A 25392-nucleotide genomic window follows, 5' to 3' on the forward strand; every position below is an offset into this window, starting at 1 on the left:
CCCGACCGGTCACCCACCCGTCTGAGCCGTTCCCGCGCCGGTGACCACCTCCACGGGAGTGTCCGCCGACATGTCGACCGTTATCCCGGCGGGCTCGGTGGTCTCGGCGGGCCCGGCCGCCCCGGCGGGCTCGGTGCCGCGGTACCGCAGGAAGGACGGCATCGCCGCGAGCAGCACGGCGAGGCCGACCAGGCAGGCCACGCCTCCGGCGACGACCCTGAACTGGGCCGAGGTGAACCCGGCGACCAGGCCGGACTCCAGGTCACCGAGGCTGGGCCCGGCGGTTACCGTCACCATGAACAGGCCCGCCATCCGGCCACGGACGGCGTCCGGGGCGGCGACCCGCAGGATCGTCGTGCGCAGCACCGCGGAGACCGTGTCGGCGCCACCCGCGACGGCGAGCAGCAGCAGGGCCAGCGGCAGCGTCCCGACCAGGCCGGACAGGGCGATGGCCGCACCCCAGACGGCGATGGACACGGCCACCACCAGGCCCTGGCGGCTCACCCGGGACAGCCAGCCGCCGGTCACCGCGACGATCGTGCCGCCGATGGCCATCGCCGCGTAGAGCAGGCCGGTGGTCCGCGGGCCACCGTGGAACTGTTCGACGGCGAGCACCGCGAACAGCACTCGGGGCATTCCGAACAGCATGGCGTTGATGCCGACCAGGAAGGTCATCGCGAGCACGGGACGTCCCCGCAGGAAGCGCAGCCCGTCGACGACGCTGCGCGGCCCCGCCTGGGTGCCACCGCCTTCGGGCCGCATCGGGGGCAACAGCCAGGTGGCGGCGAAGATCGCGACATAGGAGACGACGACCACCGCGCAGGACGTCCCGTAGCCCGCGCCTGCGACGAGGACGCCGGCGAGCAGTGGTCCGCCGGTCATCGCCACGGTCGTGGTCACGCCTTCGAGCGCGCCGACGGCGGGGAGCTGGTCGGCGGGCAGCAGCCGGGCCGCGAACGTCTGGCGGGCCGGCGCGTCGATCGCCGACAGCGCCGCCTGCAGGCCCATCAGCGCGAACAGGACCCCGACGGGTACCTGACGGGCGCCGTGCCCCGCGTCTGCGACCCGGGCGGTCACCACCTGGCGTTCGAGGTCGCCGACGTCGCCGCCACCGCCGCGGCCTTCGCGGCCGAACCGGGAGTCAAAGTGCTCGGCGAACCCCAGACGCTGGGAGCGAACCACCCGCTCGCCGGCCGGGAATGGATCTACGTCCTGCTCCCCTGGGGCACCTTCATCGAACTCGTGTCGAGACCCGCCACCCGCAATATGCAGTAGGCGCATGTTGGCAGTTCCTGGCCTGGTCGCCCTCGGATTGGCCCGGCCACGCGCGCCTCTACCAGACGCCTGAGAAGGAAAGGTGACGTCGAAGTCCACATCGACATCGAGCGCAGGTGACACAGAAGTCCCAGAACGTCTCGCCCGTTTCGGGGCGTTGACGTGACCGCCTGCGCGGGCATCCGGGCATGCCGGTAACCTACGTCGACCATGGACAGCTCGAACGTTCACAGGGTCTGGTGAGATGGTCCGGAGCTCGGGTCGCTGCAGCCCGGAGAACGGGATACCGGCGTACGATTTCTTCATCTCCTACACGGCCGTCGATCAGCAGGCGGCCGAGTGGGTTGCCTGGCACCTGGAAGAGGCCGGCTACCGGGTGCTCATACAGGCCTGGGACTTCGTCCCCGGGTCGAACTGGATTTCCGGGATCCAGCATGGAGTCACCCGAGCCCGGAGAATAATTGTCGTACTTTCCAAGGCCTATCTGGCCTCGGTCTACGGCGGAGCCGAGTGGCAGAGCGCGCTCGCGGCCGACCCCGACGGGTTCGCCCGCAGTCTGCTACCGATCCGATTCGAGGACTGCGACCGGCCAGGCCTGCTGCGTGGCGTCGTCGGATTCGACCTGTTCGGCATGGATGCCGAATCGGCCAGGGGCCACCTGCTCGCCCAGGTTGGTCACAGCCTGGCCGGCCGGGCCAAGCCCAGCAGCCCACCCAGCTTTCCCGAGCTGCCTCGCCAGGCCCCGCCGGGAGCAGGGACCGCCCCCTTGGGAGAAGCGGCCGACGCTGCACCCCGCCGTCCGTTCGGCACGCCGCTGGCGACCCTGCGAGGGCACACCCATGAGTTGAACAGCGCGGCGTTCTCCCGGGACAACTCTGTTCTGGTCACCATTTCCAGAGATCGGACCACCCGGCTCTGGGACGTCGCCAGCGGTCAGCAGCGAGCCGTTCTGAAAGGCCACACGGAGCCTGTGTGGTCAGTCGCCATCTCCCCGAACGGAGAGCATTTCGCCACCGCCTCGTGGGACCGGACCATTCGGCTGTGGGACATCACCACCGGCCGCCAGGTGGCCGTTCTCACCGGTCATCTGGGACCTGCCTGGTTCGTGACGTTCTCCCCGGACGGAACGCGGATCGCCAGCACCTCCGCCGACGGAACCGCGCGGCTGTGGGACTCGGCCACCGGCCGACAACAGGCTGTTCTTGCCGGTCACAAGAATACTGTGTACTGGGGATCATTCTCGCCAGACGGGACATTGCTTGCGACCACGTCCAAGGACACGACCGCGTGCTTATGGGACGCCACCACCGGTCGCCAGCGGGCCGTTCTCACCGGCCACACCGACCCTGTCTGGGCAGGGGAGTTCTCCCCGGACGGCAGTCTTTTCGCCACCACGTCCAAGGACAAGACGGCTCGGCTCTGGGATGTCGCCACCGGCCGGACGCACGCCGTTCTCGACCGCCACAGCGACCCGGTGCCCTGGGGATCCTTCTCACCGGACGGCACGGTGTTCGCCACGGCATCCAGAGACAAGACCGCGAGGCTGTGGGACGTCGCCACCGGTAGCGAACGGGCTGTTCTCACGGGCCACGACGACACCGTCTGGCACGGAAGATTCTCCCCGGACGGAACACTGCTCGCCACCACGTCCAAGGACACGACCGTGCGCCTGTGGGATGTCGCCAGCGGCAGTGAACGGCTGGTCCTCAGAGGCCACGAGGAGCCCGTGTCCTGGGGTACCACCTTCAGCTCCGACGGAGCGATACTCGCCACGGTTTCCGCCGACCGCACGGCCCGACTGTGGTCGATCGGCTGACAAGCCGCGATGGCGGGCGCAATGTCGCCTGCCGAGTCGGCTTCGGCGCGCACGGAACCCCTGGCGGACCGCAGGGCGCGAACGGCTTCCGTTCGCGCCCTGCGGTGCGGACAATCAGGCGGCTGTCTGGAGCAGCGACAGCCGGGTCAGGTGCCAGCCTGCTCAGGCGGCCCAGATGGTCTTGAGGTTGCAGAACTCGCGGATGCCCACGGCGCTGAGCTCCCGGCCGTAGCCGGAGCGGCGCACGCCGCCGAAGGGCAGCTCCGGGTGGGAGGTGACCATGCCGTTGATGAAGACGGCGCCGGCGTCGAGGTCGGTGATGAACCGCTCCTGCTCGGCCGGGTCGGTCGTCCAGGCGTTGGAGCCGAGGCCGAAGGTCGTGGCGTTGGCGATCTCGACCGCGGTGTCGATGTCGGGCACCCGGTAGATGGTCGCGAGCGGCCCGAACGCCTCCTCGAGGTGCAGGCGCATGTCCGGGGTGATGTCGCCGACGACGGTCGGCGGGAAGAACCAGCCCGGCCCGGCCGGGGCCGTCCCCCCGCACAGCACGCTGGCGCCGTGCTTCACCGCGTCGGCGAGAAGCTCCTCGATGTCGTGGCGGCCGCCTTCGGTGGCGAGCGGCCCGACGTCGGTGCCGGGGTCCATCGGGTCACCGACCTTCAGCGCCCGCATACCGTCGACGAACAGCTGCGAGAACTGGTCGTAGACGTCCTCGTGGACGATGAAGCGCTTCGCCGCGATGCAGGACTGGCCGTTGTTCTGGCAGCGTGCGGTGACGGCGACGGACGCGGCGCGTTCCACGTCCGCCGACGGCATGACGACGAAGGCGTCGCTACCGCCGAGCTCCAGGACCGTCTTCTTGATCTCGTGCCCGCAGATCGACGCGACGGACTGGCCGGCGGGCTCACTGCCGGTGACGGTGGCGGCGGCGACCCGCGGGTCGCGCAGCACGCCTTCGACCTGGCCGGCGCCGATCAGCAGGGTCTGGAACGCACCGGCGGGGAAGCCGGCCCGCAGGAACAGGTCCTCCAGGTAGAGCGCGCACTGCGGGACGTTCGACGCGTGCTTGAGCAGGCCGACGTTGCCGGCCATCAGCGCGGGCGCGGCGAAGCGGACGACCTGCCAGAGCGGGAAGTTCCACGGCATGACAGCCAGGACGACGCCAAGCGGCTGGTAACGGCCGAACGCCCGCTTCGCGCCGACGACGCCGGGATCGCTCAGCCGCTCGTCGGCGAGGAAGCCCTCGGCGTGCTCGGCGTAGAAGCGCATCCCCTTCGCGCACTTCGCCGCCTCGGCCTCGGCGGAGCGCAGGGTCTTGCCCATCTCGGTGGTCATCGTGACGGCGATGTCGTGCAGCTCGGCGTCGAGCAGGTCCGCGGCGCGGCGCAGCCACTCGGCCCGCTGCGCGAACGTCGTCCGGCGGTAGGTGGCGAAGGTGGCGCTGGCGCGGGACAGACGCTCCTCGATCTGGGCAGGGTCGAGCGGCTCGAATGCGCGCACCACCGCACCGGTCGCCGGATTGACCGACCGAATCGCCATGTCACTCCTTCTGTTTCTGTGCTTCTGCTCTGCTTGTGGGTCCGCGGGCAACCACCGCCTGTGATGTGCACCGCACGTGCCGCCGGCGCTTTTCAGATGCCGATGACACCTTCACGCATTGTGTGCTCGAGACACCCGGTGCCGCCCGCTGAAACGTCGCCGCGAAAGCCGATGCGTGGCCTGGTTCTCCCAAAGCCCTGCCACGTGTCGAACCCTAGCAGAGACGACGATTATCGGTATGGTTTCCGAGCCCCGGTGGGATGGTCTCAAGGAGTACCCCGCGAGTGTCCGGAGAGCAGGTCGGAATGCCCATTCGGTGGGTGCGTCCCAGCTGCCGGCGGGCTGATGAATCTCGCCGGCCGCGGCGGCGGGCCTGCGTCCGGCGGGCTGCGTACCGGGGCGCCGGCCCGCTCCCGGCCCGCAGGTGGAGCCGGTGGAATGGCCCGGGTGACAGCGCTGCCGGCCGCCAGATGGCAGCCGCGGGCGTGCAGGAGACCGGCCACCGCCGGGTCGTCCACCCGCTGCTCGGGGATCAGGAACAGGTCAAACAGTCGCGGGACGTCCGCCAGACCACGGACGACCGATGACGCATACCACGTGAAGCTGGTCGTCACCATGAGCAGACCGGCCACCAGCAGGCCCAGCGCGAGCTCGGCACGCCCCCGCGGGGACGCGCCGGTCAGGATCACCACCACGGACACGATCAGGCTGGCCGCGGCGAGGACCGCCGAGGACAGCGGGCCCTCGGTGGGTGGACCGGCCTCCGTGGCCTTCTCCAGCACGGCGATCCAGGCGAGCAGCGCGACGGCTCCGGTCACGATCAGGCCGTCGAGCACGGCGATCAGGTACCATCGCACCAGCCGGGATCTCGCCGCCGTGTTCCACCCGGACGTGAACGAGCCGGATGCTAACGAGTGCGTCGGATACAGCACGACGCCAGCCAGGCCGAGCGCGGCCCCTGGCGTCGGCTCGGATGCTGATGTTGGCTCGGACGCTGGTGGCGCCCCGGATGCTGGTGGCGCCCCGGATGCTGGTGTCGGCTCCGCTGCCGGCGTTGCCGCAGTCATTGGCGCTGCCGCGTCGTTCATCATGCTCACCGCCTTCACCAGCCCGCACGGCCCCGACCGGCGGCCGGACAGCAACCGCTCTCCATCTGCCCGAGCCTGGCTCGGAATAACTGGTTAGCTACGTACAGCGTCCAGATCGTCAACTGGCTGGCGGTGTTACGCCAGCATGCGGGCGGTGATGTCCCAGAGCTGCTTCGCTGCCACCGGGTCCAGCGCATAGGCGGCGACTCCCCCCGGGCTGCCCGGAGTGTGCGCGAGCGCCTCGTTGCAGTCCTCGAAGTATCGGCCACCGACACCGCCGAGCAGCGGCGAGGCTGCGACCAGCACCGACGTCGCGGCACCCTGCTCCACGGACTTCCACTGCTGCTCCGGCGCCCCGCTGCGGGCACGCAGCCGCTCCATCTCGGCGGTGTCGACATGACGTTGCAGGTTGGTCGAGATCGCGCCGGGCATCAGCGCGTTCACGGCGATCCCGTCCTCGGCCCAGCGCCGGGTCGCCTCCACCGCGAACAGCACGTTCGCCGTCTTCGACTGGCCGTACGCCACCCATGGCTGGTACGGGCGGCGTTCGAAGTGGATGTCGTCGAAGTCCACCGCCGCCCGCAGGTGCGCCGCCGAGCTGACCACCGCCACCCGCGCTCCCCCGGCCGCCGCGAGTGCGGGGCGCAGGCCACTGACGAGCGCGAAGTGGCCGACATGGTTGGTGGCGAACTGAAGCTCCCAGCCCTGCGGGGTGTGGAGCCGCGGGGTCGCCATGATCCCGGCGTTGTTGACCAGGATGTGCAACGGACCCGCCCAGGCCGCGGCGAAGGCGGCGACGGAACCGAGATCGGCAAGGTCCAGTGCGGCAACGTGCACCGCCTTGTTGCCCGTGCTGGCGGCGATGTCGTCGGCGGCACGCCGGCCCGCCGCGAGATCGCGCACCGCCAGGGTGACCTCGCTGCCCGCACCCGCGAGCGCACGGGCCGTCTCGATGCCGAGCCCGGACGACGCACCGGTCACCACAGACCTGCGACCACCGAGATCGACACCTGCCAGCACCTGCGCTGCCGTCGATTCCGCGGTGAACGGAGTCGTGATCCGTTCCGTCACAGCCATCCCGCCACACTCCTGTCTCCTGGGCGCCCGGCCACACCGGTCCCCGTGGTCTCACCGGTCCCCACGGCCACACCGGTCACGCCGATCGCACCGGTCACACCAGTTCGTCCACCCAGACTGGTCTGCTGGGGAGCAAGGCGCCACAGTTCGTGGTCTCACGCCGGGCTGCCAGCGCACCGAGGAGAAGAGGAAGTCGGAAGGCCCGACCGGCCCCGTCGTCCGTCTCCTCGACGCCGACATTGGACCCTTTCTAGGGACATTGTTCGCGCGGTTCAGTGAAACTGTCGGGACACACACCTGCACGACCTTGCCGGCTGGCGTGGCCATAGCCAGAAACAGCGCCAGCGCCCGCGGCCGGGTCAATTCTGCGAAAGCGAGTCTCTGGTGAGCATCTACGACGCGATCGGTGGCGCGACGGCTGTCGAGGCCGCAGTCGACCAGTTCTACGTTCGCGTGACGGCAGACCCCGTTCTCTCGCCCTACTTCGCCGGCCGTGACATTCCCAGCCTCAAGGCCCACCAGCGTGCGTTCATCGCCGCCGCGATCGGCGGCCCGGAGGTGTACAAGGGCCGGGCCATTCCCGCCGTCCACACCCCGCTCAAGATCAGCGACGCACACTTCGACGCGGTGGTCGACCACCTGGTCGCGGCGCTGACCGGGCTCGGCGTCCCGGCCGAGACCACCGGCAAGATCGGCGCGGCGCTCGCCCCGCTGCGCAAGGAGATCGTCAGCGCCTGATCCGCCGACGGACCCGGCCACACCCAGCCGGAGCAGGACCCGGGGCGGCCGACACCCGGCCCACCGCCGGCCCGGCCGCCCCGGCCGGCTGATCCGGCTCGCCCGCCCCGGTCGACTCGTCCGAGTCATCCGGGTCGCCTGGGTCACGAAACTCGCCCGGGTCATCCGGGTCATCCGGGTCGCCTGGGTCGTCCGGGTCGCCTGGGTCGTCCGGCGCGTCCGGCCCCCGAATGGCAGGGAATCAGGGCTCGCTCAGCACGAGCTTGCGCGCCTCGCGGCGCAGGACCTTGCCGTAGGCGCTCTTGGGCAGCGCCTCCAGATAGATGATCTTCTTTGGCTTCTTGAAGCCGGCGATGTGGGTCGTGCTGTAGGTGATGAGCTCGCTTTCCGGCGGGGGCGGGGTCGTCACGGGCACCACCGCGGCCACGACGTTCTCGCCCCACGTCTCGTCCGGCACCCCGAAGACCACGACCTCGGCCACGCCCGGATGCTGGACGAGCGCCTCCTCGACCTCCCGCGGGTAGATGTTCGCGCCGCCGGAGATGATGACGTCGCTGCTGCGGTCCAGCAGGAAGAGGTTGCCGTGCTCGTCGAAGCGGCCGATGTCCCCGGTGTGCAGCCAGCCGCCCCGCAGCGCGCGCTCGGTCGCGGCCGGGTTGTTCCAGTAGCCCCGCATCACGACGTCGCCGCGCACGCAGACCTCGCCCTCGGCACCGGCGGGCACCGGCCGGTCGTCGCCGTCGAGGACGCGTACCTCGACCCCCGGATGAGCCACCCCCGCCGAGTCGAGCGGCGTCCCCGGCGATGTCGCGTGGTTCAGGTAGGTCACCGTCATCGGCGACTCGCCCTGCCCGTAGATCTGGACGAACACCGGGCCGAAACGGTCGATCATCGCCCGGGAGTGCTCGACGTGGATCGGAGCCCCGCCGTAGACGGCGCAGCGCAGCGAGCTGGTGTCCGTCGGCGCGACGCCGAGCATGCGGACGATCATCGTCGGCACGAGGAACGCGAGCACTGAGACGCGCTCACGAGCGACCAGGTCGAGCACCTCGGACGGATCGAAGCCGCCGCCGGCATGGATGATGTTGTCGGCGCCACGGGCGATCGAGCCCAGCGCGTACAGGCCGCTGCCGTGGGAGAGCGGGGCCACGTGCAGCACGACGTCGTCCTGGGTGTAGGCGCACACGTCGGCGAGCAGGGTCCATGTCATGGTGAGCAGGTTGCGGTGGCTGAGCTGGGCACCCTTGGGCCGGCCGGTCGTCCCGGAGGTGTAGAAGAGCCAGGCCAGGTCGTCCGCGGCGACCTCGGCGGGCTCGAGATCCGGAGTTCCCTCGGCGAGGAGCTGGGCGAAGGCTTCCTTCGCCCCACCGGCCGGGTCCATCGGCGCTGCCGGGTCCACCGGCGCTGCCGGGTCCACCGGCGCTGCCGGATCCACCGCGACGGTGTGCACACCGGTCAGATCCAGCCCTGCGACCAACCGCGCCGCGGAGGTGGAGTGCACCAGCGCCCGGGCGCCGCTGTCACCGAGGATCACGGCGACCTCCGGCCCGGCCAGCTTGGCGTTCATCGGCACCGCGACCAGCCCGGCATACCAGGCACCGAACAGTGCCACCAGGTACTGCTGGCAGTTGGGCATGAACAGTGCCACCCGGTCACCGGGGACCAGACCGCGCCGCAGCAGCGCGGAGCCGAACATCGCCGCGGCGTCGCGCAGCTGGCGATAGGACGTCCGGCCGTCGGCGTAGCGCAACGCGCACCGGTCCGGAAACCGCTGGGCCGACGTCGTCAACAGGCTCGCGACATTGACCATGGTCAACCTCCGTCTGGCTGAGTGGACTGGGCGGGCTGAGCTGGCTGAGCAGGCTGAGCGGGCAGATCGACGTTCGGTGAGGCGGCATGCGGTGAAGCGGTGCCGGGAGCGGTGGCCGGGGCGGTGCCCAGTTCGAGGTCGTCGAGGACTTCGCGGGTGTGGGCGCCCAGGCGCGGCGCCGGGCCCGCGACCCGGCCCGGAGTCCGGGAGAACCAGGCCGGCGAGCCGGGAAAACGCACCGGGCCGAGGTCGCCGTCGACCGTCTCGAAGAATCCGACCGCGTCGAGGTGCGGATTGTCGAAAAGCTCGTCGAGGGAACGCACCGGCGCGGCCGGGACGTCCAGTGACCGCAGCAGGTCGAGCCAGTACTGGGTGGTGTGCTCCCGGAAGGTCTCACCCAGCAGCGCGTAGACGTTGTCGATCTGGCGGGCCCGCTGTTCCAGCGTGGCGAGATGCTCGCCGGCCCAGGGCGGTTTCACCGCGTTGACGAAGGCGGCCCACTGCTTGTCGTTGTAGACAAGCACGGAGATGTAGCCGTCGCTGGTCCGGTGCGGCCGGCGGTTCGGTGCCACCGCCCTCGGGTATACCGCCGGGCCGAGCGCAGGGCTGAACATCGCACCGTTCGCGTGCTCGACGAGCATGAACGAGGCCATCGTCTCGAACATCGCGACCTCGACCTCCTGCCCCTCGCCGGTGCGGGCCCGGTGGAACAGCGCCATCATCGTGGCCCACAGCGCGGTCAGCCCGGCCACCTTGTCGGCCATGATGGTGCCGACGTAGCTGGCCTCCCCGGTCAGCTGCTCCTGCGCGAACGGAATTCCGCACTCCGCCTGGATCGTGTCGTCATAGGCGGTCAGGTTCGCGTCCGGCCCGCGGCGGCCGTAACCGTAGCAGTTGGTGTACACGATCGACGGATTGATCGCGGCGACGTTCTCGTAGCCGAAGCCGAGCTTCGCGACCGCCTTCGCCCGCATCGAGTGGATGAAGACATCCGCGCCGCGGACGAGCTCGCGCAGCGCGTCAGCACCTTCGGGGCTGCGCAGGTCCAGCACGACGCTGCGCTTGCCGCGGTTCACGTTGACGAAGACGCCGGCCATGCCGGGTTCCGGGCCGACGGAGATGAACCGGGTGTTGTCACCCGCCGGCGGCTCGATCTTGATGACATCGGCACCCATGTCGGCCATGATCTGCGTGCAGTACGGACCCATCACCATGGCGGTGAGGTCGATGACGCGGATCCCGGCCAACGGCCCGAAATGCCGCGGGCCACCGTCGGTGCCCTCCGAGCAGCTACGAGCCTTCACGTATCGACCACCCCTATCGTTCCTGCGGCCCGCGCCACCATCGTTCCGCCGCGCCATCCGTCTGCCCCAACCGCCCCAACCGCCCCGCACGGCACGCCCAACGGCCGGCCCGAACAGGCGGCCCGGGGCGTGCGACGGCCCGGCCGGCACGAGGCGCCGTTGCCTGGCGGGGTGCGCGGCGGATCGTCACAACGGGTGGTCACGGCGGGTAGTCACGGTGGGTGGTCGCGGCGGTCGGTCACGGCCATGATCCCAGCGTCCGCCGCACCCGGGGCACTTGTTTCCCGAAGACGGCGCCCGTCGAGACTAGAGGATGAATCCTTGCAAGGATAGTGCTATCAAGAGTTCGTGAGCACCACTGGCGGCGAGCCCCGCCCGATCGCCCGCGTCCTCGACGACGCCCTCGCGAACCGCCCGGACGCCGTCGCGGTCGAGGCGGCCTCCGGTTCCTGGACCTACGCCGAGCTCGACGACCAGGCCCGCCGCGCGGCCGGGGCGCTGTGGTCTCTCGGTGTGCGTCCTGGAGACCGGGTCGCGGCCTGCCTGCCCAACGACCTCGACATCGTCGCGGCGTTCCACGGCGCCCAGCGGATCGGCGCCGTCTGGGCCGGCATCGGCGAAGCCCTCACCGCCGCCGAACAGCGGGACCTGCGCGACATCTGTGACCCGAAGGTCGTCCTCGCCGGCCCACGGTGCCTGCTGACGTCGTCCGATGACCGCGACGACCACTCAGATGGCCGCGGAAGCAGCGGAAGCGGAGATGGCGGCGGTGGTGATGGCGGTGGTGGTGGCGACGGTGGCGACCTCGTGGGCCTCGACCGGTGGCACGCGCTGCTGGCCGAGGCCGGCGACGAGACAGCCCCGCCGCCCGGTCTCGGCCTCGACATCGACGCCCCCGCCGGCATCGCCTTCACCAGCGGGACGTCGGGACGTCCCAAGGCCGTCGTACACAGCCAGCGGAACCTGCTGCTGCCCGGCGCCGTCCTCGTCGCCACCCGCGGCTGGGGCCCCGAGCTGCGCAAGGGTGACAGCTTCCCGCTGACGATCCTCAACCTCATGGTGCTGTCGACCCTGCTCACCGCCCAGGCCGGCGGCTGCGCGGTCATCATGAACCGCCGCGACGTCGCCGGCGTCATCGAATGGATCTCCAGCCGCCGCGTCACCGTCTGGAACGGCGCACCGGCCCAGCTCTACGACCTCGCCGCCCGGCCGGACGCCGACCTGAGCTCCCTGCGCGAGGTCTGGAGCGGCGGAAGCGACACCCCCGACTCCCTGCGCACCGCGTTCGCCGAGGCGCACGGACTGGTCCCTCGGGTCACCTACGGGCTGACCGAGGCGCCGACGGTCGTGTCGATCGACCCGGCCGACGGCGAGTGGCGCCCCGGCACCAGCGGACGGGTGCTGCCGAGCTACGACGTCGCCGCCTACGACGACGACGGCAACCGGCTGCCACCCGGCGAGCTCGGGGAGCTGAAGCTCGCCGGCGCGGCGTCCGGGCCGTGGGCGGGCGTGTGGCGGCCGCTGCTCGGCTACTGGGAGTCCGGCCGGATCCGCCCACCGGAGCCGGGCCCGGTCGCGACCGGTGACGTCGGGACGGTCGACGCCGGCGGCTGGCTGTCCGTGCTGGACCGCAAGAAGCTGGTCATCATCCGCGGCGGGGCGAACATCTACCCGCTGGAGATCGAGCGGGTCATCGCCAGCCACCCGGACGTCGCCCGGGTCGCGGTGTGCCCCGTCCCCGACGACCGTCTCGGCCAGCGGGTCGCCGCGGTCGTCGAAAGCGCCGGGCCCACCCTCGACATGGACGCGCTCGCCGAGCTGTGCCGCCGCGAGCTCTCGCCGTACAAGGTGCCCGAGTTCTGGACGCAGGTCGACGCGCTGCCGGTCAACGCCATGGGCAAGGTCCAGCGCACCGGCCTCACCGACCTCGTCGACACCGGCCGATGACCGCGCCGACGACCGCGCCGATGATCTCGACGAGGCACGTGACCCGCCACTGGGCGGCCCGATGCTGGTGAGCCAGGACGATGCCTGGGAGTTCGTGGCCGGCGCGCACACCGGGATCCTGACCACGCTGCGCTCCGACGGCGCACCGGTCTCGCTGCCGATGTGGTTCGTCGTCGTGGACCGCGCCGTGTACCTTTCGACGCCGCCGCGGGCGGCCAAGCTGGCCCGGATCCGCAGGGAACCGCGGGCGGCGTTCCTGGTCGAGTCCGGTCGGGCCTGGGTCGACCTGCGTGCCGTCCATCTCAGCGGACGGATCCGGGTGGTGGACGACGAAGAGACACGCGCCCGGGTCCGCGGCATGCTCGATAGTAAGTACGCCGCGTACCGGGTGCCGCCCGAGCGGTTACCCGCCGCGGCCCGCGCCGCCTACGCCGACCGGGTCGTGCTGCGCCTGGACCCGCAGGGACGCCTGTTGCGCTGGGACAACTCCCGGATCCGGCTGGCCCCGCCCGCTGGCCTCGACGGCCAGCCCACCGGCACCATCGACCTGGCAGACACCGCCAACGAAGGGACGTCCTCATGACGCCGGCCTCCGACACCGCGAACGCCGCGCACGAGGGGCCTGCCGCAGCTGCCACGGATGCCACGGATGCCACGGCCCGGATGTTCGGCCTCGACGGCCGGGTCGCCATCGTGACCGGCGCCTCCTCCGGTCTCGGTGTCGCCGTCGCGCGGGCGCTGGCCGCGTTCGGCGCCCGGGTCGCGGTCGTCGCCCGCCGGCTCGACAAGCTGACCGAGCTCGCGAAGGAGATCGACGGCCTGCCGGTCGCCTGCGACCTGTCCGACCTCACCGCCGTCCGCACCGTCGTGCCGGCCGTCGTCGAGGGCCTCGGAGCACCGGAGATCCTCGTCAACGGCGCCGGCAGCATGTTCACCTACGAGCGGGCCGAGTCCGAGCCCGTCGAGGCGTCCCGCCGCACGATCGACCTCAACCTGCTCGCCCCGTTCCTGCTCGCCCAGGACGTCTTCCCGCACATGGTCGCCGCCGGCCGCGGCACCATCATCAACATCTCGTCGATCAGCGGGAAGGTCGGCATCCCCGGCATCCCGCAGGCGTCCTACGCGGCCAGCAAGGCCGGCCTTTCCGGGCTTACGTCCGAGCTCGCGGTGCAGTGGGCGCGGCACTCGATCCGGGTGAACACGGTCGCCCCCGGCTTCTTCCGCAGCGAGATCACCGGCCCGCTGTACTCCAGCGAGAAGTCGATCGAGTACCTGCGCCGCAACACCCCGCTGCCGAAGGAGGGAACCGCCGAGGACATCGTCGGCGCCGTCCTGTGGCTCGCCGGCGACGCCGGCAGCTACGTCACCGGCCAGACCATCGTCGTTGATGGCGGCTGGACGGCCCGCTGACCGCGTCAGCGCTCCCCTTCGCCCAGCCCAGCCGCTGACCTGGCAGCACGCACGCACCGTCGATCGCCGTCGAGGCGCTCCCGGACCAGGCCATCTTCCGGGTACTTACCGATGGAGGCAGCGGGGCGCCTCAGCTAGCCGAAGGCGCCGTGATGTACCGGCAGGCACGAAGGAGAAACGGATCCGCCCGAGGCGGAGTTCCGGAGCTCGCCGCGGCCCTGGGCCACCACCCCTGCCGGCAGCCGAATGTGCGCGGTGGACGCCCAGCAGGCGTCCACCGCGCACATTCGGGCGGATCCGGCAGTCCGCTCAGCTGGTGAGGGAAAGACCCTTCATATCACCGGAATCCCGCCAGTTCTCCAATATCTCCTCGAAGGCGTAGAAGCCGGCTCCATAGGGCTCACCGAGAAACCATCGGGCATTCTTCTCGCCCTCGCCGTTGTAATATCCTGGAGTACATTCGGCGACGAATCGGGTGTTGTCGATCTTAGTCTCCCGGATCGTCCGGACCCAGGTCTCCTCGGCCTCGACCGTGGGCTCGATGACCGTCGCTCCGCGCTCCTTCGCCGCTCTCAGGATGTAGGCGATGTGGTCGGCCTGCTGTTCGAACATCAGCGTCGTGGACGCGGTCACACCGCCTTGTATGAAGCCGGTGGCAAAATAGTTGGGGAAGCCGTTCGCCATGATTCCGTGCAGCGTGCGAAAGCCGTTCCCCCAGTGGTCGTAGAGCGATCTTCCTTCGCGACCAGTGAGCGGACTGATAGCCAGCTGTCGTTCAAGTGAGCTGGTGATCTCGAATCCGCTGGCGAAAACGATGCAGTCGACTTCGTGCTCGACGCCGTGGGCGACGACCCCGTGTTCGGTGATCCGTTCGACACCCTTGGTCTCCGACACGTCGATGAGTGTGACGTTTGACCGGTTGAAGGTGGGCAGGTAGGCGTCACTGAAGACCGGGCGCTTGCACAGGATGCGGAAGTACGGCTTGAGGATATCCGCGACCTGCGGGTCAGTGACAATCCGGTCGACCCGCTGGCGGATACGTTCGCCGACCCGGTAGTCCTCCGCCTCGTGGAGTTCGGCGAACTTCTCGAGATCGGCCAGTGCGGCCCAGCCGTCGGTGGCGTTGAGGTGCGCCGCAAGGTTGCGGGAGACCTCGGTCCAGGCGTCGCAAATGAAATCCTGCTCACCAGGCGAGTAGAAGCCGAAGGTCGCGTTGTGGAAGTTGCGCTGGCGCGCCTCCCGCCAGCCGGGCTGCAGCGTGGCGACCCATTCCGGGTCGGTCGGCAGGTCGGAGCGTTCGAAGATGTACGAGGGCGTTCGCTGGAACACCGTCAGATGCTTCGCGCCGCGGGCGAGGTGTGGGATCACCTGGACGCCGCTGGAGCCGGTGCCGATCACGGCGATTCGTTTGTCGCCGATCCTGTCAAGCCCGCCGTGAAGATTGCCGCCGGTGTATTCGTAGTCCCAGCGGGCGGTGTGAATGACGTGCCCCTGGTAGTCGGCGATGCCAGGGATGCCAGGAAGTTTCGGCCGGTTGTAGGGCCCCTGACACATGATGATGTAGCGGGCCCGGATCTGGTCACCACGGTTGGTGACGATCTGGCAGATCGTCACCACGGTTGGTGACGATCTGCCAGCGATGGATCTCCTCGTCCCAGTTCAGGGAGAGGACCATGGTGTGGAACAGCGCCTTGTCGTAGAGACCGAGGTGGTGCGCGATGCGCTGGGCATGCTCGTAGCACTCGTCGCCGCGGGAGAACTTCTCCTTCGGGATGAAGCCGGTCTCCTCGAGAAGCGGGAGGTAGCAGTATGCGTCCGAGTCGATCTGGATGCCTGGATAGCGGTTCCAGTACCAGACGCCGCCGAAGTCACCTGCCATCTCCACGATCCGGAAATCGGAGATCCCCGCACGCAGGAGCCGGTGCGCGGCGATCAGACCCGCGAAACCGCCGCCCAGGATCACTACTTCGATGTCATCGTCCAGTGGCGGTCGCGGTGCGACCGGAGTGTGCGGATCGACATCGTAGATGTCGGCGAAGTCGGCGCTTGACTCGACGTACTGCTTCTGCCCGTCGGCACGCAGGCGCTTGTCCCGCTCGGCGAGATATCTCTGGTACAGCGCGTTCTGGTCGACCTCGGGCGTTTTTGTGGGCTCACAGGCCTGAAGGGGCGATAAATGCACGACCGATCCTCGATCCTAATAGTGGGCGCGCGAGTGGACGGGCGGGCTGTCCATATCCGGACGTGCGGTGGTCCGGGTGGGCGGCCGGTGACGGCGGCATGAGATCCTTCGAGTTCAAGCGCAGCCCGCGTTGCCCTCGTCGTGACGGAGCCGTTCTCGGTCCCGGTTTCCGGCAGGGCCTGGGACGGCGAGCCCCAAGCTTGTGAACGTCGATTTTTACAAGTCGTCTCTGCCGCTGGCCAACGGATGACAGGTCGCAAGCTGTGTCTGTGCGGGTTGATGCCGTCACAGTATAGAACGAATCCTCGCAAGGATAGCAATAAAGCGACTGTCATCGATAGTCGTGTCTGTGTGGGATGTATTGGTGCGCCCACCGGCAGGGCGGACAAGTGACGGTCGGCGCAACCCGCGGCTGCGCCAGTTCGTCCGGCAGCGCCTGGACCAGCGCAGGAGCCCCCACCAGATCAGCGTCGCACTCCGGCAGGAGTTCCCCGACGACCCCGAAATGCAGGCCGACTGATCGAGCAGTACGCCAGGCTACGGCCGTCAGCCGAGGCCGACCCGCTGTGCTCGTTCGACATGTTCGCTCCGGAAGATCTCGCCCGCCCCGGCCCGTTCACCTGGACCAGCCCGCTCGGCACCTCGGATGTCGTCGACATGGACGACTGGATCGCCCGTTACGACGCGGTGGGGCACTACATCTCATGTTCGAGCGGAACGACCGGCAAGTCCGCGATGATGATCGCCTCCGAGCGGGACATGGCGTGGTCGCGCCTGGACACGGTCGGCGTCTTCGCGTGGGGGTCCGGAGTGCGACCCGAGCGTGACCGCAGGATGATCGGCATCGCGCCCACCGCCGCCGTCGCCAAGAACCTCGACGCGCGCGACGCCCAGCAGGCCGCCGCGTCCACGCTGCCAGAGGGCCTGGCCGCGGCGGCCGCGTTCGGAGGTCACATCTGGCGCAGCACGTACTCGTACCCGATCTGGGGGCTCGGTGACCGCCAGTGGCGGTGCCGGCCTCCTGCCGGGCAGGTGCCGCTGGAGCCGTTCCCGGCCGGGCCGCCGAGGCGGTGGAGACGTTCGGCTCCATCTCCCGGGCCGACGCCGCCGATGTGCGGACGGCCGCGCGGGCGGCCTGGTTGGCTGGGCGCGGCAGCTACCTCGCCGGCGATCATCGGCGGGCCGAGGAGGAGCTCGAACGCGCCGCCGACCTGGCCGGCGCCCAGGCACCGTCGATCGCCGCCGAGGCGCTCCTGGACCAGGCCACCTTCCGACATCTCACGGATGGAAGCCGCGGAGCGCTGCCGCTGGCCGAACGCGCCGTGGTGTGCGGCGGGCACGGCCGGCGCGGACCCCGCCCTGGTCCGTCGGGCCGAGTCGGCGCGGGGCTACATCGCGTTCCTCGGCGCCGACATCGCTGGGCTGGACCAGCTCACGCGCGCCGCGCGGGAGATCGAGAACGATCCCGCGGCGCGCCTCACCGACGTCCAGGGAACCTGGGGGGCACTGAGCAACCACGCCTACGCCACCAAGTGGGCGGAACGCTTCACCGAATGCGAGCAGGCGTTCAGGCTGGCGATCGAGGCCGCGGAGCGCGCGGGGGCAATCAGTACGCTCAGCTTCCTCCACATCGCACGGTCCGAGCTGTTCGTCCGTGTCGGCTGGCTCCCCGAGGCCCGAAGCAGTCTCGACCTGGCGTGAGACCTCAAGGACCTGAGCCCGATGTCGACCCGGTACGCCGCCATGGCGCAGTCCTGGGTCCTCCTGCTGTCGGGAGAGCTCGACGAGTGCGAGCGCCGGGCCGCCAGGCCGAGGACAGCGCGACGGAGCTGGGCGACATCGGCACACTGATCTACGTCTGGTACATCCGGGGCCGCCGGGCACTGCACAAAGGCGACCCGGCCATGGCCTGCTCCCTTTTCGACCGGTTGGACGAGACGACTGAACGGCTCGGGATGCGGGAGCCCTGCCTGGTCCCGTGGGGCCGCGACGCGATCATGGCCTACGTGCGGGTGGGGCGACGCGACTCGGCCGCACGCCTGGTCTCCAGGCTGGAGGCCGTCGGCGGCCCGCTGCCCTGCGCCTGGCCGCGCATCGCCGCCGCGTGCGGCCGCGCCCTGCTCGCCGGTGACCAGCGCCGCGGAGGCGGAGTTCACCACCGCCCTCACGCTGCATGAGGCCACCCACCTCCCCCTGGAGAAGGTGGAGACGCAGCTCCTCTACGGCGGATGGCTACGCCGGACCGGTCACCCCGCACGCGCCCGGCCGATTCTCGCCGACGCCGCAGCCACCGCTGTGAAGGCCGACGCGCACTGGCTCGCCGGACGCGCCCACCACGAGCTACGCTGCGCCGGTGGCAGACGCCGGATCAACGAACCGGACACGCTGACCCCGGCCGAGCACCGGACCGCGACCCTCGCGGCCCAGGGCATGACCAACGCGGAGATCGCCAATCCATCTCTCGGTCACCATCCGGACCGTCGAGACACACCTCGGCCGGGTCTACCGCAAGCTCGGTGTGTCCCGCCGCCACCTCATCCGGCACCCACCGCCCGAGCCGTCGACCGAGCCTGATGCCTGAAGCGTCTGGCGACTCCTTTCGCCTGCAGATGTTTCGGATGAACCTCGACAACGCGCGCGACGGCGTCAAGCCGCGTCGCGCAGCACAGGCGTACACGCACGCGCAGGCGCCGAGAGTCAGGAGGCACGTGAAGCCCAGCTGGAAAATGGTTTCATCCCGGCCATGTGAGATCCGATCACTGTGAGGGATGCCACGAAATCGGCGGCCAGCCCGGTGAGCATCGCCTCGAGAGCAGAACCGCCCGGTACTTCAACACTCGGATTCGGCATCCAATCCGTTCTCGACAGGCAGTGGATCTCCACCAGCTCGCCCCTGGGGACGAACTCCAGGGTTCGTTCGATGCCCTGGGAGTACAGGTCGATCTCCGTGCGCCTCCGAAGCCTGACACCTTCCAGAAGCTCAGGCAGCTGCTCCATGAAGACCGAAAGGTCGTAGGCGACATCCACCGGCCACTCGGAACAGCCGAAACCGTGGATGCGAAAACGACAGTCAGTCTCGCCGAGCAGGCAGCAGGCGGCCGTGACCAAGCTGGCATAGTCATCGCCGACCGCCGGGGAAATCGACACCGTAGCGGCCGACAGCGGCGAGGTCGGTCTTTCCAAGGAACAACAGAATGCCATCGATGAGACCTCCTGTGCGAGTGGACGCGCCGGCTGGGTCGGTGCCGACAAGGAAATTCCCGTGCGGGCCCGGACAGCGTGGTTTACGGGCCCGCACGGGACGTGAGAGTCAGCGCTTCATGAGAGCGAGGACTCCCCAGCCGAGATACTCACGTGTGCATCGCGCGTAGCGGGCGGGCTCCGTGGTGAGCTCCTCCCTGACCTCGGGGGCCAGTTCGTCGCCCGGGTTTCGGTCGAGCCAGCGGCGCAGGTTGAGCCACTGGGCCGCGGCGTACCGGTCCCAGCTGTCCTGATCAGCCAGCATCATCTCCACGAGGTCGTACCCGAGTTCCTGGAAACGCTCGATCAGGTCCGGCAGTCGCAGGAAGTCGGCGATGCCGGTGGCGTGGCAGGCCTTGGCGGTCTCCTCGTCGGGAGGCATCCGCCGCCAGTACGGCTCGCCGATCAGCATCAGGCCTCCGGGGCGGAGGCTGCGACCGAGCAGCTCCGCCGTCCCGGCGACGCCGTTCCCGATCCACGTGGCGCCTACACAGGCGGCCAGATCGACCGGCTCGTCCGCGACATGGCCGCGGGCGTCACCGTGGACGAACTCGACCCGGTCAGCGAGGCCGAGCTCGGCGGCGCGGGCCCGGGCCTGCTCGGTGAAAACCGTGCTGATGTCCACCCCGGTGCCCGTGATCCCGTGGTCACGCGCCCAGGTGCACAGCATCTCGCCCGAACCACTGGCCAGGTCGAGCGCCCGCGTCCCGGGGGCGAGGTGGAGCGATTCACCCAGGGCTGCGAGCTTGGCCGCGGTCAGCGGATTGTGGATCCGGTGGCTGCTCTCGCGGATGGTGAAGATACGGGGAAGGTCCATGACCGAATTCCTTTCCGTCATGCCTTGGGGTGTGAGAAGCGATTGGTGGTGCCTCGCATGGACGCGGCGCAGTCCTGGCAGCGTGAGTTAGTCGTCCAGTGCCTCGACGACGGTGGCGGAGAGGACGGCCGCGGGGGCCAGCCGGACAGGAAGCCAGACCGCCAGACCGCCAGACCGCCAGACCGCCAGCCGGTTTCCGGTGACCGCCGGAGGGACGACAGCCGGGACGACGGGCCCGATCTGGGCCACGACGGCACACAGGCCGCGATCGGCCCGCACGAGGTGGCCGGAAACCAGTCCGCCGGCCTGCGACCGGGTGAAGGAACTCTCACGTTCCACGTTCCGGTCGTAGCCGGCTTGGGTCAGGACCCGTACAGGAGAACGGAGCGCACCAGGTCGGTGTGCAGGAGGTTGATGAAGCAATGTGGAGACCCTTGAAAGGGGGCCCCGCCGGACGGCACGCGTGCCGGGGCTACTCCCTGCAGGGCGAAAGGCAGGCGAAGGTCAGGGCAGGGCCCGGGAAGCGAGGATGATCCGGGCACCGCGCACAGCGGTGGACTCCACGACGGTCATCAACCCACCTCCTTCGATCTCCGTTTGCGCATTCTTCGTCGCTGCGCCGCAACGTTACCACCCGCAGTGGACGTCGACACTGCCCGATCGTCAGTCCGAAGACTGGTTCTGACGCACACCTGGCAGACGCGGCCCGTTGCGGAGCGACTGGCGGCGGCATTCCTAAACCCCACGCAGGCCGGAGTGGCACCGGCGCCACCTCATCGCCGGCGGCGGGGGTTTCGACGCGACCCTCCTATCCAGGGCTCGCGGTGCGGCCCACACCCGGCAGCCCTGGCGTCCTCTGCGGTACTCCCTGTGGTCTCACCGCGCAGAGCCCGTTCCGGCAGGCTTCAACCATCGATAATCGAACATGTGTTCGCGATCCGCCGGGCACACGGGTTCGGTTCGGGGCGAGGTGAGCACTCCATGCCAGCACCCACACGTTCGACCGAAGCATCTGGTGCATCGCGGGTGCGAGACGCTGCCGCGGCCTTCGACGACCAGGTTCGCGACCTTCTGTCCCGGATCGGTGTCCAGGCCGCGGCGCTGGCCGCGACACACGCCGGGCTGCTGCGGCTGCTCGCCGAGTACGCCGGGCTGCGACCGTCGGCCGAGGCCGACCCGCTGTTCTCGTTCGACATGTTCGCCCCGGAGGAGCTCGCCGGCGTGCTGCGGGTATCCGCTGCCACCGCTGGTGGGCAGATGGGTTTCGCCTCCTCCGCGGTACGGCGGCTCCCCCGGGCGACGCAGGCGCTGGAGGCCGGCGTCCTCGACCTGCAACGGCTGCGGTCGTTGGAGACCGCCGTCACCCCTCTCACCGACGAGCAGGCCAGTCAGGTCGAGGATCAGGTCCTGGCGGGAGGGCCGCGGCGCAACCGGGGCGCGTTCGGTGCCGCCTGCCGGCGCGCCGTCCTCAACGTCGACCCCGGCGGCGCCGCCGAGCGTGCCGCGGAGCGTCGCAAGGGCCGTCACGTACGGCTCTACCCCGGCGACGACGCCACCAGCACCCTGTCCGCGCTGCTGCCCGCGGAGGACGCCGTGGCCTGCGACGAGCAGCTCAACCAGATCGCCGATGAGATCATCCGCACCCGCGATGCGGACGATCAGCGCACCCGCGACCAGATCCGCGCCGACACCCTCGTCGACCGCATCACCGGCCGCACACCGCTGCGCCCGCTGCCCTGCGACGTCCAGGTCATCGTCCCGATCACAGCCCTGCTCGGGCTGGGCGAGGAGCCCGGTGAGATCCCGGGCTTCGGGCCTATCCCGGCGGACATCGCCCGAGACCTGGCGATGCGGCCGACCTCCACCTGGCGGCGCATGCTCGTTGATCCGCAGGGAGCGCTGATCGAGGTCGCCGACCGGCGCCATCCCAGCCCCGCCCAGGTCCGGCATGTGCGTGCCCGCAACCGCACCTGCGTCCACCCCGGCTGCACCCGCCGTGCCACCCGTACTGACACCGACCACACCACGCCCTACGCCGCCGGCGGGCCCACGATCGTCGACAACCTCGGGCCGCTCTGTCTCAAGCACCACCGCCTGCGCCACCACCCCGACCGCCCCTGGATCATCCGCCAGCCCCGCCCTGGCACGTTCACCTGGACCAGCCCGCTCGGCACCACGTTCACCGTCCACCCGCACGACTACCTCACCGGCGAGGAACACCTCGCGGCCGGCTGACAGCCCTCCGCAGGCTGCGCGACCGCCCGGAGCTTGACATACAAAACTAGACCCGCAAGTCTAGTAAAAAACGTTCCGGAAGGGAGAGGACCTCGAGTGAGTGCGGCAGTCGAGCGGCTGACAGGGCTGGTCCAGTCGGCGGAGCGCTTCGCGATTCCGTACGCGGATCTTCGCGAGACGCAGGTCGAGGCGATGAACGAGCTGTTCCAGGAGCGCCGGGAGCGGATCCGGCTACTCGCGTTCCGCGCGAGGGAGGCGGGAATCCGCGAGATCCGCTCCCGGGCGGACGCGGTGGGGCTGTTGTTCCCGCACACCGCGTACAAGAGCTACCCGGAGAGCTTCCTGAGCGAGCGGAGGTGGGACCGGCTGGGCAAGTGGCTCGGCACCGTGTCAGCACACCCGCTCACGCCGATCGGCACCTCGGATGTCGTCGACATGGACGACTGGATCGCCCGTTACGACGCGGTGGGGCACTACATCTCATGTTCGAGCGGAACGACCGGCAAGTCCGCGATGATGATCGCCTCCGAGCGGGACATGGCGTGGTCGCGCCTGGACACGGTCGGCGTCTTCGCGTGGGGGTCCGGAGTGCGACCCGAGCGTGACCGCAGGATGATCGGCATCGCGCCCACCGCCGCCGTCGCCAAGAACCTCAACGCGCGCGACGCCCAGCAGGCCGCGTTCGGCGACCCGCGCCTCGAGCCGTTCACGCTGCCCATGCCACCGATCACGATCGGTCAGATGACGAAGATGGTCGTCCTTCGCAAGGCGATCGCGGACGGCACCGCCCGACCGGACGAGATCGCCGACTTCGAGGCCACCTCGCGGGAGCGCGAGCAGACGCTCCAGACCGCCTACATCAAGGCCGCCGAGCACGTCGTCGCCTCCCGCGCGGACAAGCTCTATCTCGCCGGCATGTGGAACGCGCTGTACCTCGTCGCCGGAATGGTGCGCGAGATGGGCTACAGCGGCTCGGACTTCAACCCGGACAACTGCATCTACGTCGGCGGCGGTCTCAAGCGGGCCAAGCTCCCGCCGGACTACCAGGAGTACGTCTACGAGACCTTCAACATCCCCGCCGGCCGCAGGTTCCAGATGTACGGCATGCAGGAGCTGAACTCGGGCATGCCGCGCTGCGCCGCCGGTGGGCGCTACCACGTGCCGCCGTGGGTCGTGCCGTTCGTGCTGGACACCGACGGCGACGTGCTGCTGCCGCACGAATCGGGCGAGGTACAGGGCCGCGCGGCGTTCTTCGACCTGTCGCTCGACGGCCGGTGGGGCGGCGTGGTGACCGGTGACCGGATCTCGCTGGACCTCGACCCGTGTGCCTGCGGCAACGCGAGCCCCAGCGTGCGGGACGACATCACGCGCTACGCCGACCTCGAAGGTGACGACAAGATCGGCTGCGCCGGCACCGTCGACGCCTACGTTCGGGGGCTGGCATGACGGCTACTGTTCGGGGGGCTGGCATGACGACGACCGAGTCCGACCCGACCACCACGGAGAACACCGCAGCAAAGGCCACGGAGGTGATCCGGGTCGATCACTTCGTGCGGGGGCGGGTGGTCCCCGGTGGCGCGGTGCACTACCGGTCCCGTGACCTCGGCGTCGAGTTCGCGACGCCCGAGATCGTGCTCGACGACCTGGTGACGCCGCGCCGGGAGCTGCCACCACTGCTCGACGTGCCGATCGAGGAGATCATCGACTTCCTCGTCGCCTGCGGTGAGCGGCTGGTGCTGGAGGAGAACGTCCACCTGCAGCGGGCCGCGGATCTCATCGCCGCCACCAACCCGCTGCCGCGCCGGGTGATCGAGAACCTGTTCCGCTCCGCACGCCTGCGGCTGACGAAGCGGGCGCTGTGGTCCAGCATCGAGACCAACTTCGCCGACCCGGCGGCGCTCGACGGCTGGGTCGAGCGGACGGACCACCACGGCCAGCACGGCGCGCTACGTGCCTTCCCACCCCGGATGATCCACATGCTGGCCGGTAACTCGCCGACCGGCTGCATCTCCTCGATCGCGCAGGGCGCGCTCGTCAAGGCGGTCAACGTCTTCAAGATGCCCTCGAGTGACCCGTTCACCTGCGTAGCGATGCTGCGGACGATGGCCGAGGTCGACCCCGACCACCCGGTCGTGCGGTCGATGTCCGCGGTGTACTGGCGTGGCGGCGACGAGCGGATCGAGCGGACGCTCTACCGGCCGCAGTTCTTCGACCGGATCGTCGCCTGGGGCGGCGGCGACGCGATCAACAACGTGATCAAGTATCTGGGCCCGGGGCTGCAGCTGGTCTCGTTCGACCCGAAGACGTCGATCTCGATCCTCGGGCCGGAGACCTTCGCCTCCGACGCCGTCATCGACGCGGTCGCCGAGGCGGCCGCGGTCGATGTGTCGGTGTTCAACCAGGAGGCCTGCCTGGCCAGCCGCTTCATCTTCGTCGCGGGTGAGCGTTCCGGCATCGAGACGTTCTGCGCACGACTGCAGGCGCGCCTCGGGGTGGACCGTGAGACCGCGTCGGAGACGGCGCATCCGCTGCCTGGCGACCTGCGCGACGAGATCCAGATGCTTCAGGTGCTCGACGACGAGGTCAAGGTGTGGGGGCGCCCCGACGGCCGCGGCCTGGTGGTGCTGACCTCCGACCCGGTGGAGTTCCACCCGAGCAACAAGACGGTCAACGTCGTGCACCTGGACTCGATCGACCAGGCCGTCCGGTTCGTGAACGTCGCGACCCAGACCATCGGCATGTATCCGCCGGAGCTCAAACGGGCGATGCGCGACCGGCTCGCCAGCGCGGGAGCCCAGCGGGTGGTGCGCATCGGCGGCGCCGCGAAGCACGTGGAGGGTGGCCCGCACGACGCGATGTTCCCCCTCCAGCGCTTCGTGCACTGGATGTCGGACGAGGACGCCTGAGCAGGCAG

24 protein-coding genes are annotated in these 25392 nt (G+C 69.8%); 13 read left to right on the forward strand and 11 right to left on the reverse strand.

The annotated features are described in order from the left end of the window. Positions 1-9: 9 nt before the first annotated feature. Positions 10-1077, reverse strand: coding sequence for an MFS transporter (locus FREUN1FDRAFT_RS03180; protein WP_232295020.1), 1068 nt, complete (start codon positions 1075-1077; stop codon positions 10-12). Here FREUN1FDRAFT_RS03180 and FREUN1FDRAFT_RS45805 point away from each other — a divergent pair. Further along, a complete protein-coding gene (locus tag FREUN1FDRAFT_RS45805; RefSeq protein ID WP_232295021.1) occupies positions 1048-1275 on the forward strand; it encodes a hypothetical protein in 228 nt (75 codons plus the stop codon). The two genes, FREUN1FDRAFT_RS03180 and FREUN1FDRAFT_RS45805, sit on opposite strands and share 30 nt — an antisense overlap. Before the next feature lie 244 nt (positions 1276-1519). Next, entirely contained in the window at positions 1520-3091 is a 1572-nt protein-coding gene (locus FREUN1FDRAFT_RS03190) for a TIR domain-containing protein (protein ID WP_006538500.1), read from the forward strand. 162 nt (positions 3092-3253) lie between these two features. Here the strand turns inward: FREUN1FDRAFT_RS03190 and FREUN1FDRAFT_RS03195 are convergent, their stop codons facing one another. The 3 genes from FREUN1FDRAFT_RS03195 to FREUN1FDRAFT_RS03205 all read right to left on the reverse strand — a co-directional run bounded on the left by FREUN1FDRAFT_RS03195 (position 3254) and on the right by FREUN1FDRAFT_RS03205 (position 6795). Then, positions 3254-4630, reverse strand: a complete 1377-nt coding sequence (locus tag FREUN1FDRAFT_RS03195) for an NADP-dependent succinic semialdehyde dehydrogenase (RefSeq protein WP_006538501.1) — start codon at positions 4628-4630, stop codon at positions 3254-3256. A gap of 266 nt (positions 4631-4896) precedes the next feature. Further along, on the reverse strand, positions 4897-5487 hold the full coding sequence (locus FREUN1FDRAFT_RS03200; protein WP_035949127.1) for a hypothetical protein: 591 nt from the start codon (positions 5485-5487) through the stop codon (positions 4897-4899). Positions 5488-5853: 366 nt separating this feature from the next. Next, complete coding sequence (locus FREUN1FDRAFT_RS03205; protein ID WP_006538503.1) at positions 5854-6795, reverse strand: SDR family NAD(P)-dependent oxidoreductase; 942 nt, start codon at positions 6793-6795, stop codon at positions 5854-5856. 384 nt (positions 6796-7179) lie between these two features. Between FREUN1FDRAFT_RS03205 and FREUN1FDRAFT_RS03210 the strand changes: the two genes are divergently transcribed. Continuing rightward, entirely contained in the window at positions 7180-7533 is a 354-nt protein-coding gene (locus tag FREUN1FDRAFT_RS03210) for a group 1 truncated hemoglobin (RefSeq protein ID WP_006538504.1), read from the forward strand. A 241-nt stretch (positions 7534-7774) separates the two neighbouring features. Here FREUN1FDRAFT_RS03210 and FREUN1FDRAFT_RS03215 read toward each other — a convergent pair whose 3' ends face one another. Together FREUN1FDRAFT_RS03215 and FREUN1FDRAFT_RS03220 are read right to left on the reverse strand one after the other, a co-directional pair. Further along, complete coding sequence (locus FREUN1FDRAFT_RS03215) at positions 7775-9343, reverse strand: AMP-binding protein (protein ID WP_006538505.1); 1569 nt, start codon at positions 9341-9343, stop codon at positions 7775-7777. 2 nt (positions 9344-9345) lie between these two features. Next, a complete protein-coding gene (locus FREUN1FDRAFT_RS03220; RefSeq protein ID WP_035949310.1) occupies positions 9346-10590 on the reverse strand; it encodes a CoA transferase in 1245 nt (414 codons plus the stop codon). Positions 10591-10995: 405 nt separating this feature from the next. Between FREUN1FDRAFT_RS03220 and FREUN1FDRAFT_RS03225 the strand changes: the two genes are divergently transcribed. The 3 genes from FREUN1FDRAFT_RS03225 (at position 10996) to FREUN1FDRAFT_RS03235 (ending at position 14004) form a co-directional block, all read left to right on the forward strand. Continuing rightward, positions 10996-12594 (forward strand): class I adenylate-forming enzyme family protein, encoded by a 1599-nt coding sequence (locus FREUN1FDRAFT_RS03225; protein ID WP_006538507.1) that lies wholly within the window; start codon positions 10996-10998, stop codon positions 12592-12594. 61 nt (positions 12595-12655) lie between these two features. After that, positions 12656-13177 carry a pyridoxamine 5'-phosphate oxidase family protein gene (locus FREUN1FDRAFT_RS03230; RefSeq protein ID WP_006538508.1) on the forward strand — a complete coding sequence of 174 codons (522 nt, stop codon included), beginning with the start codon at positions 12656-12658 and terminating at the stop codon, positions 13175-13177. Positions 13178-13257: 80 nt separating this feature from the next. Continuing rightward, complete coding sequence (locus FREUN1FDRAFT_RS03235) at positions 13258-14004, forward strand: SDR family NAD(P)-dependent oxidoreductase (protein WP_035949314.1); 747 nt, start codon at positions 13258-13260, stop codon at positions 14002-14004. Between the two features lie 309 nt (positions 14005-14313). On the opposite strand, the gene FREUN1FDRAFT_RS03240 is transcribed toward FREUN1FDRAFT_RS03235, so the two are convergent. After that, complete coding sequence (locus tag FREUN1FDRAFT_RS03240) at positions 14314-15621, reverse strand: NAD(P)/FAD-dependent oxidoreductase (protein WP_006538510.1); 1308 nt, start codon at positions 15619-15621, stop codon at positions 14314-14316. Next, positions 15584-16186 carry an NAD(P)-binding protein gene (locus FREUN1FDRAFT_RS47885; RefSeq protein WP_006538511.1) on the reverse strand — a complete coding sequence of 201 codons (603 nt, stop codon included), beginning with the start codon at positions 16184-16186 and terminating at the stop codon, positions 15584-15586. Before FREUN1FDRAFT_RS47885 ends, FREUN1FDRAFT_RS03240 begins: the two co-directional genes overlap by 38 nt. 364 nt (positions 16187-16550) lie before the next feature. Here FREUN1FDRAFT_RS47885 and FREUN1FDRAFT_RS43415 point away from each other — a divergent pair, with 364 nt between their 5' ends. From FREUN1FDRAFT_RS43415 to FREUN1FDRAFT_RS44920, 4 genes are all read left to right on the forward strand, one after another. Beyond that, on the forward strand, positions 16551-16706 hold the full coding sequence (locus FREUN1FDRAFT_RS43415; protein ID WP_157474249.1) for a hypothetical protein: 156 nt from the start codon (positions 16551-16553) through the stop codon (positions 16704-16706). A 59-nt stretch (positions 16707-16765) separates the two neighbouring features. Continuing rightward, the gene (locus FREUN1FDRAFT_RS45810) at positions 16766-17887 is read left to right on the forward strand and encodes a hypothetical protein (protein WP_006538512.1); all 1122 of its coding nucleotides are present in this window, start codon (positions 16766-16768) and stop codon (positions 17885-17887) included. Positions 17888-17973: 86 nt separating this feature from the next. Next, positions 17974-18363: a hypothetical protein gene (locus FREUN1FDRAFT_RS03260; RefSeq protein WP_006538513.1), complete on the forward strand. Its 390-nt coding sequence runs from the start codon at positions 17974-17976 to the stop codon at positions 18361-18363. Further along, positions 18314-18760 (forward strand): hypothetical protein, encoded by a 447-nt coding sequence (locus tag FREUN1FDRAFT_RS44920; protein WP_006538514.1) that lies wholly within the window; start codon positions 18314-18316, stop codon positions 18758-18760. The genes FREUN1FDRAFT_RS03260 and FREUN1FDRAFT_RS44920 overlap by 50 nt, the downstream gene beginning before the upstream one ends. 123 nt (positions 18761-18883) lie before the next feature. On the opposite strand, the gene FREUN1FDRAFT_RS39435 is transcribed toward FREUN1FDRAFT_RS44920, so the two are convergent. The 3 genes from FREUN1FDRAFT_RS39435 to FREUN1FDRAFT_RS03280 form a co-directional block, all read right to left on the reverse strand. Then, positions 18884-19369, reverse strand: coding sequence for a hypothetical protein (locus FREUN1FDRAFT_RS39435; protein WP_198144229.1), 486 nt, complete (start codon positions 19367-19369; stop codon positions 18884-18886). Between the two features lie 127 nt (positions 19370-19496). After that, complete coding sequence (locus FREUN1FDRAFT_RS03275) at positions 19497-20243, reverse strand: cyclopropane-fatty-acyl-phospholipid synthase family protein (RefSeq protein ID WP_006538516.1); 747 nt, start codon at positions 20241-20243, stop codon at positions 19497-19499. Between the two features lie 87 nt (positions 20244-20330). After that, positions 20331-20582: a hypothetical protein gene (locus FREUN1FDRAFT_RS03280; RefSeq protein WP_006538517.1), complete on the reverse strand. Its 252-nt coding sequence runs from the start codon at positions 20580-20582 to the stop codon at positions 20331-20333. A 687-nt stretch (positions 20583-21269) separates the two neighbouring features. Between FREUN1FDRAFT_RS03280 and FREUN1FDRAFT_RS03285 the strand changes: the two genes are divergently transcribed. From FREUN1FDRAFT_RS03285 to FREUN1FDRAFT_RS03295, 3 genes are all read left to right on the forward strand, one after another. After that, entirely contained in the window at positions 21270-22478 is a 1209-nt protein-coding gene (locus FREUN1FDRAFT_RS03285) for an HNH endonuclease signature motif containing protein (RefSeq protein ID WP_157474251.1), read from the forward strand. Between the two features lie 96 nt (positions 22479-22574). After that, a complete protein-coding gene (locus FREUN1FDRAFT_RS03290; RefSeq protein ID WP_006538519.1) occupies positions 22575-23924 on the forward strand; it encodes a hypothetical protein in 1350 nt (449 codons plus the stop codon). 23 nt (positions 23925-23947) lie between these two features. Continuing rightward, entirely contained in the window at positions 23948-25384 is a 1437-nt protein-coding gene (locus FREUN1FDRAFT_RS03295; protein ID WP_006538520.1) for an acyl-CoA reductase, read from the forward strand. The last annotated feature ends 8 nt before the right edge of the window (positions 25385-25392 follow it).

Source organism: Parafrankia sp. EUN1f (assembly GCF_000177675.1).
In the GTDB taxonomy this organism is placed as follows: domain Bacteria; phylum Actinomycetota; class Actinomycetes; order Frankiales; family Frankiaceae; genus Parafrankia.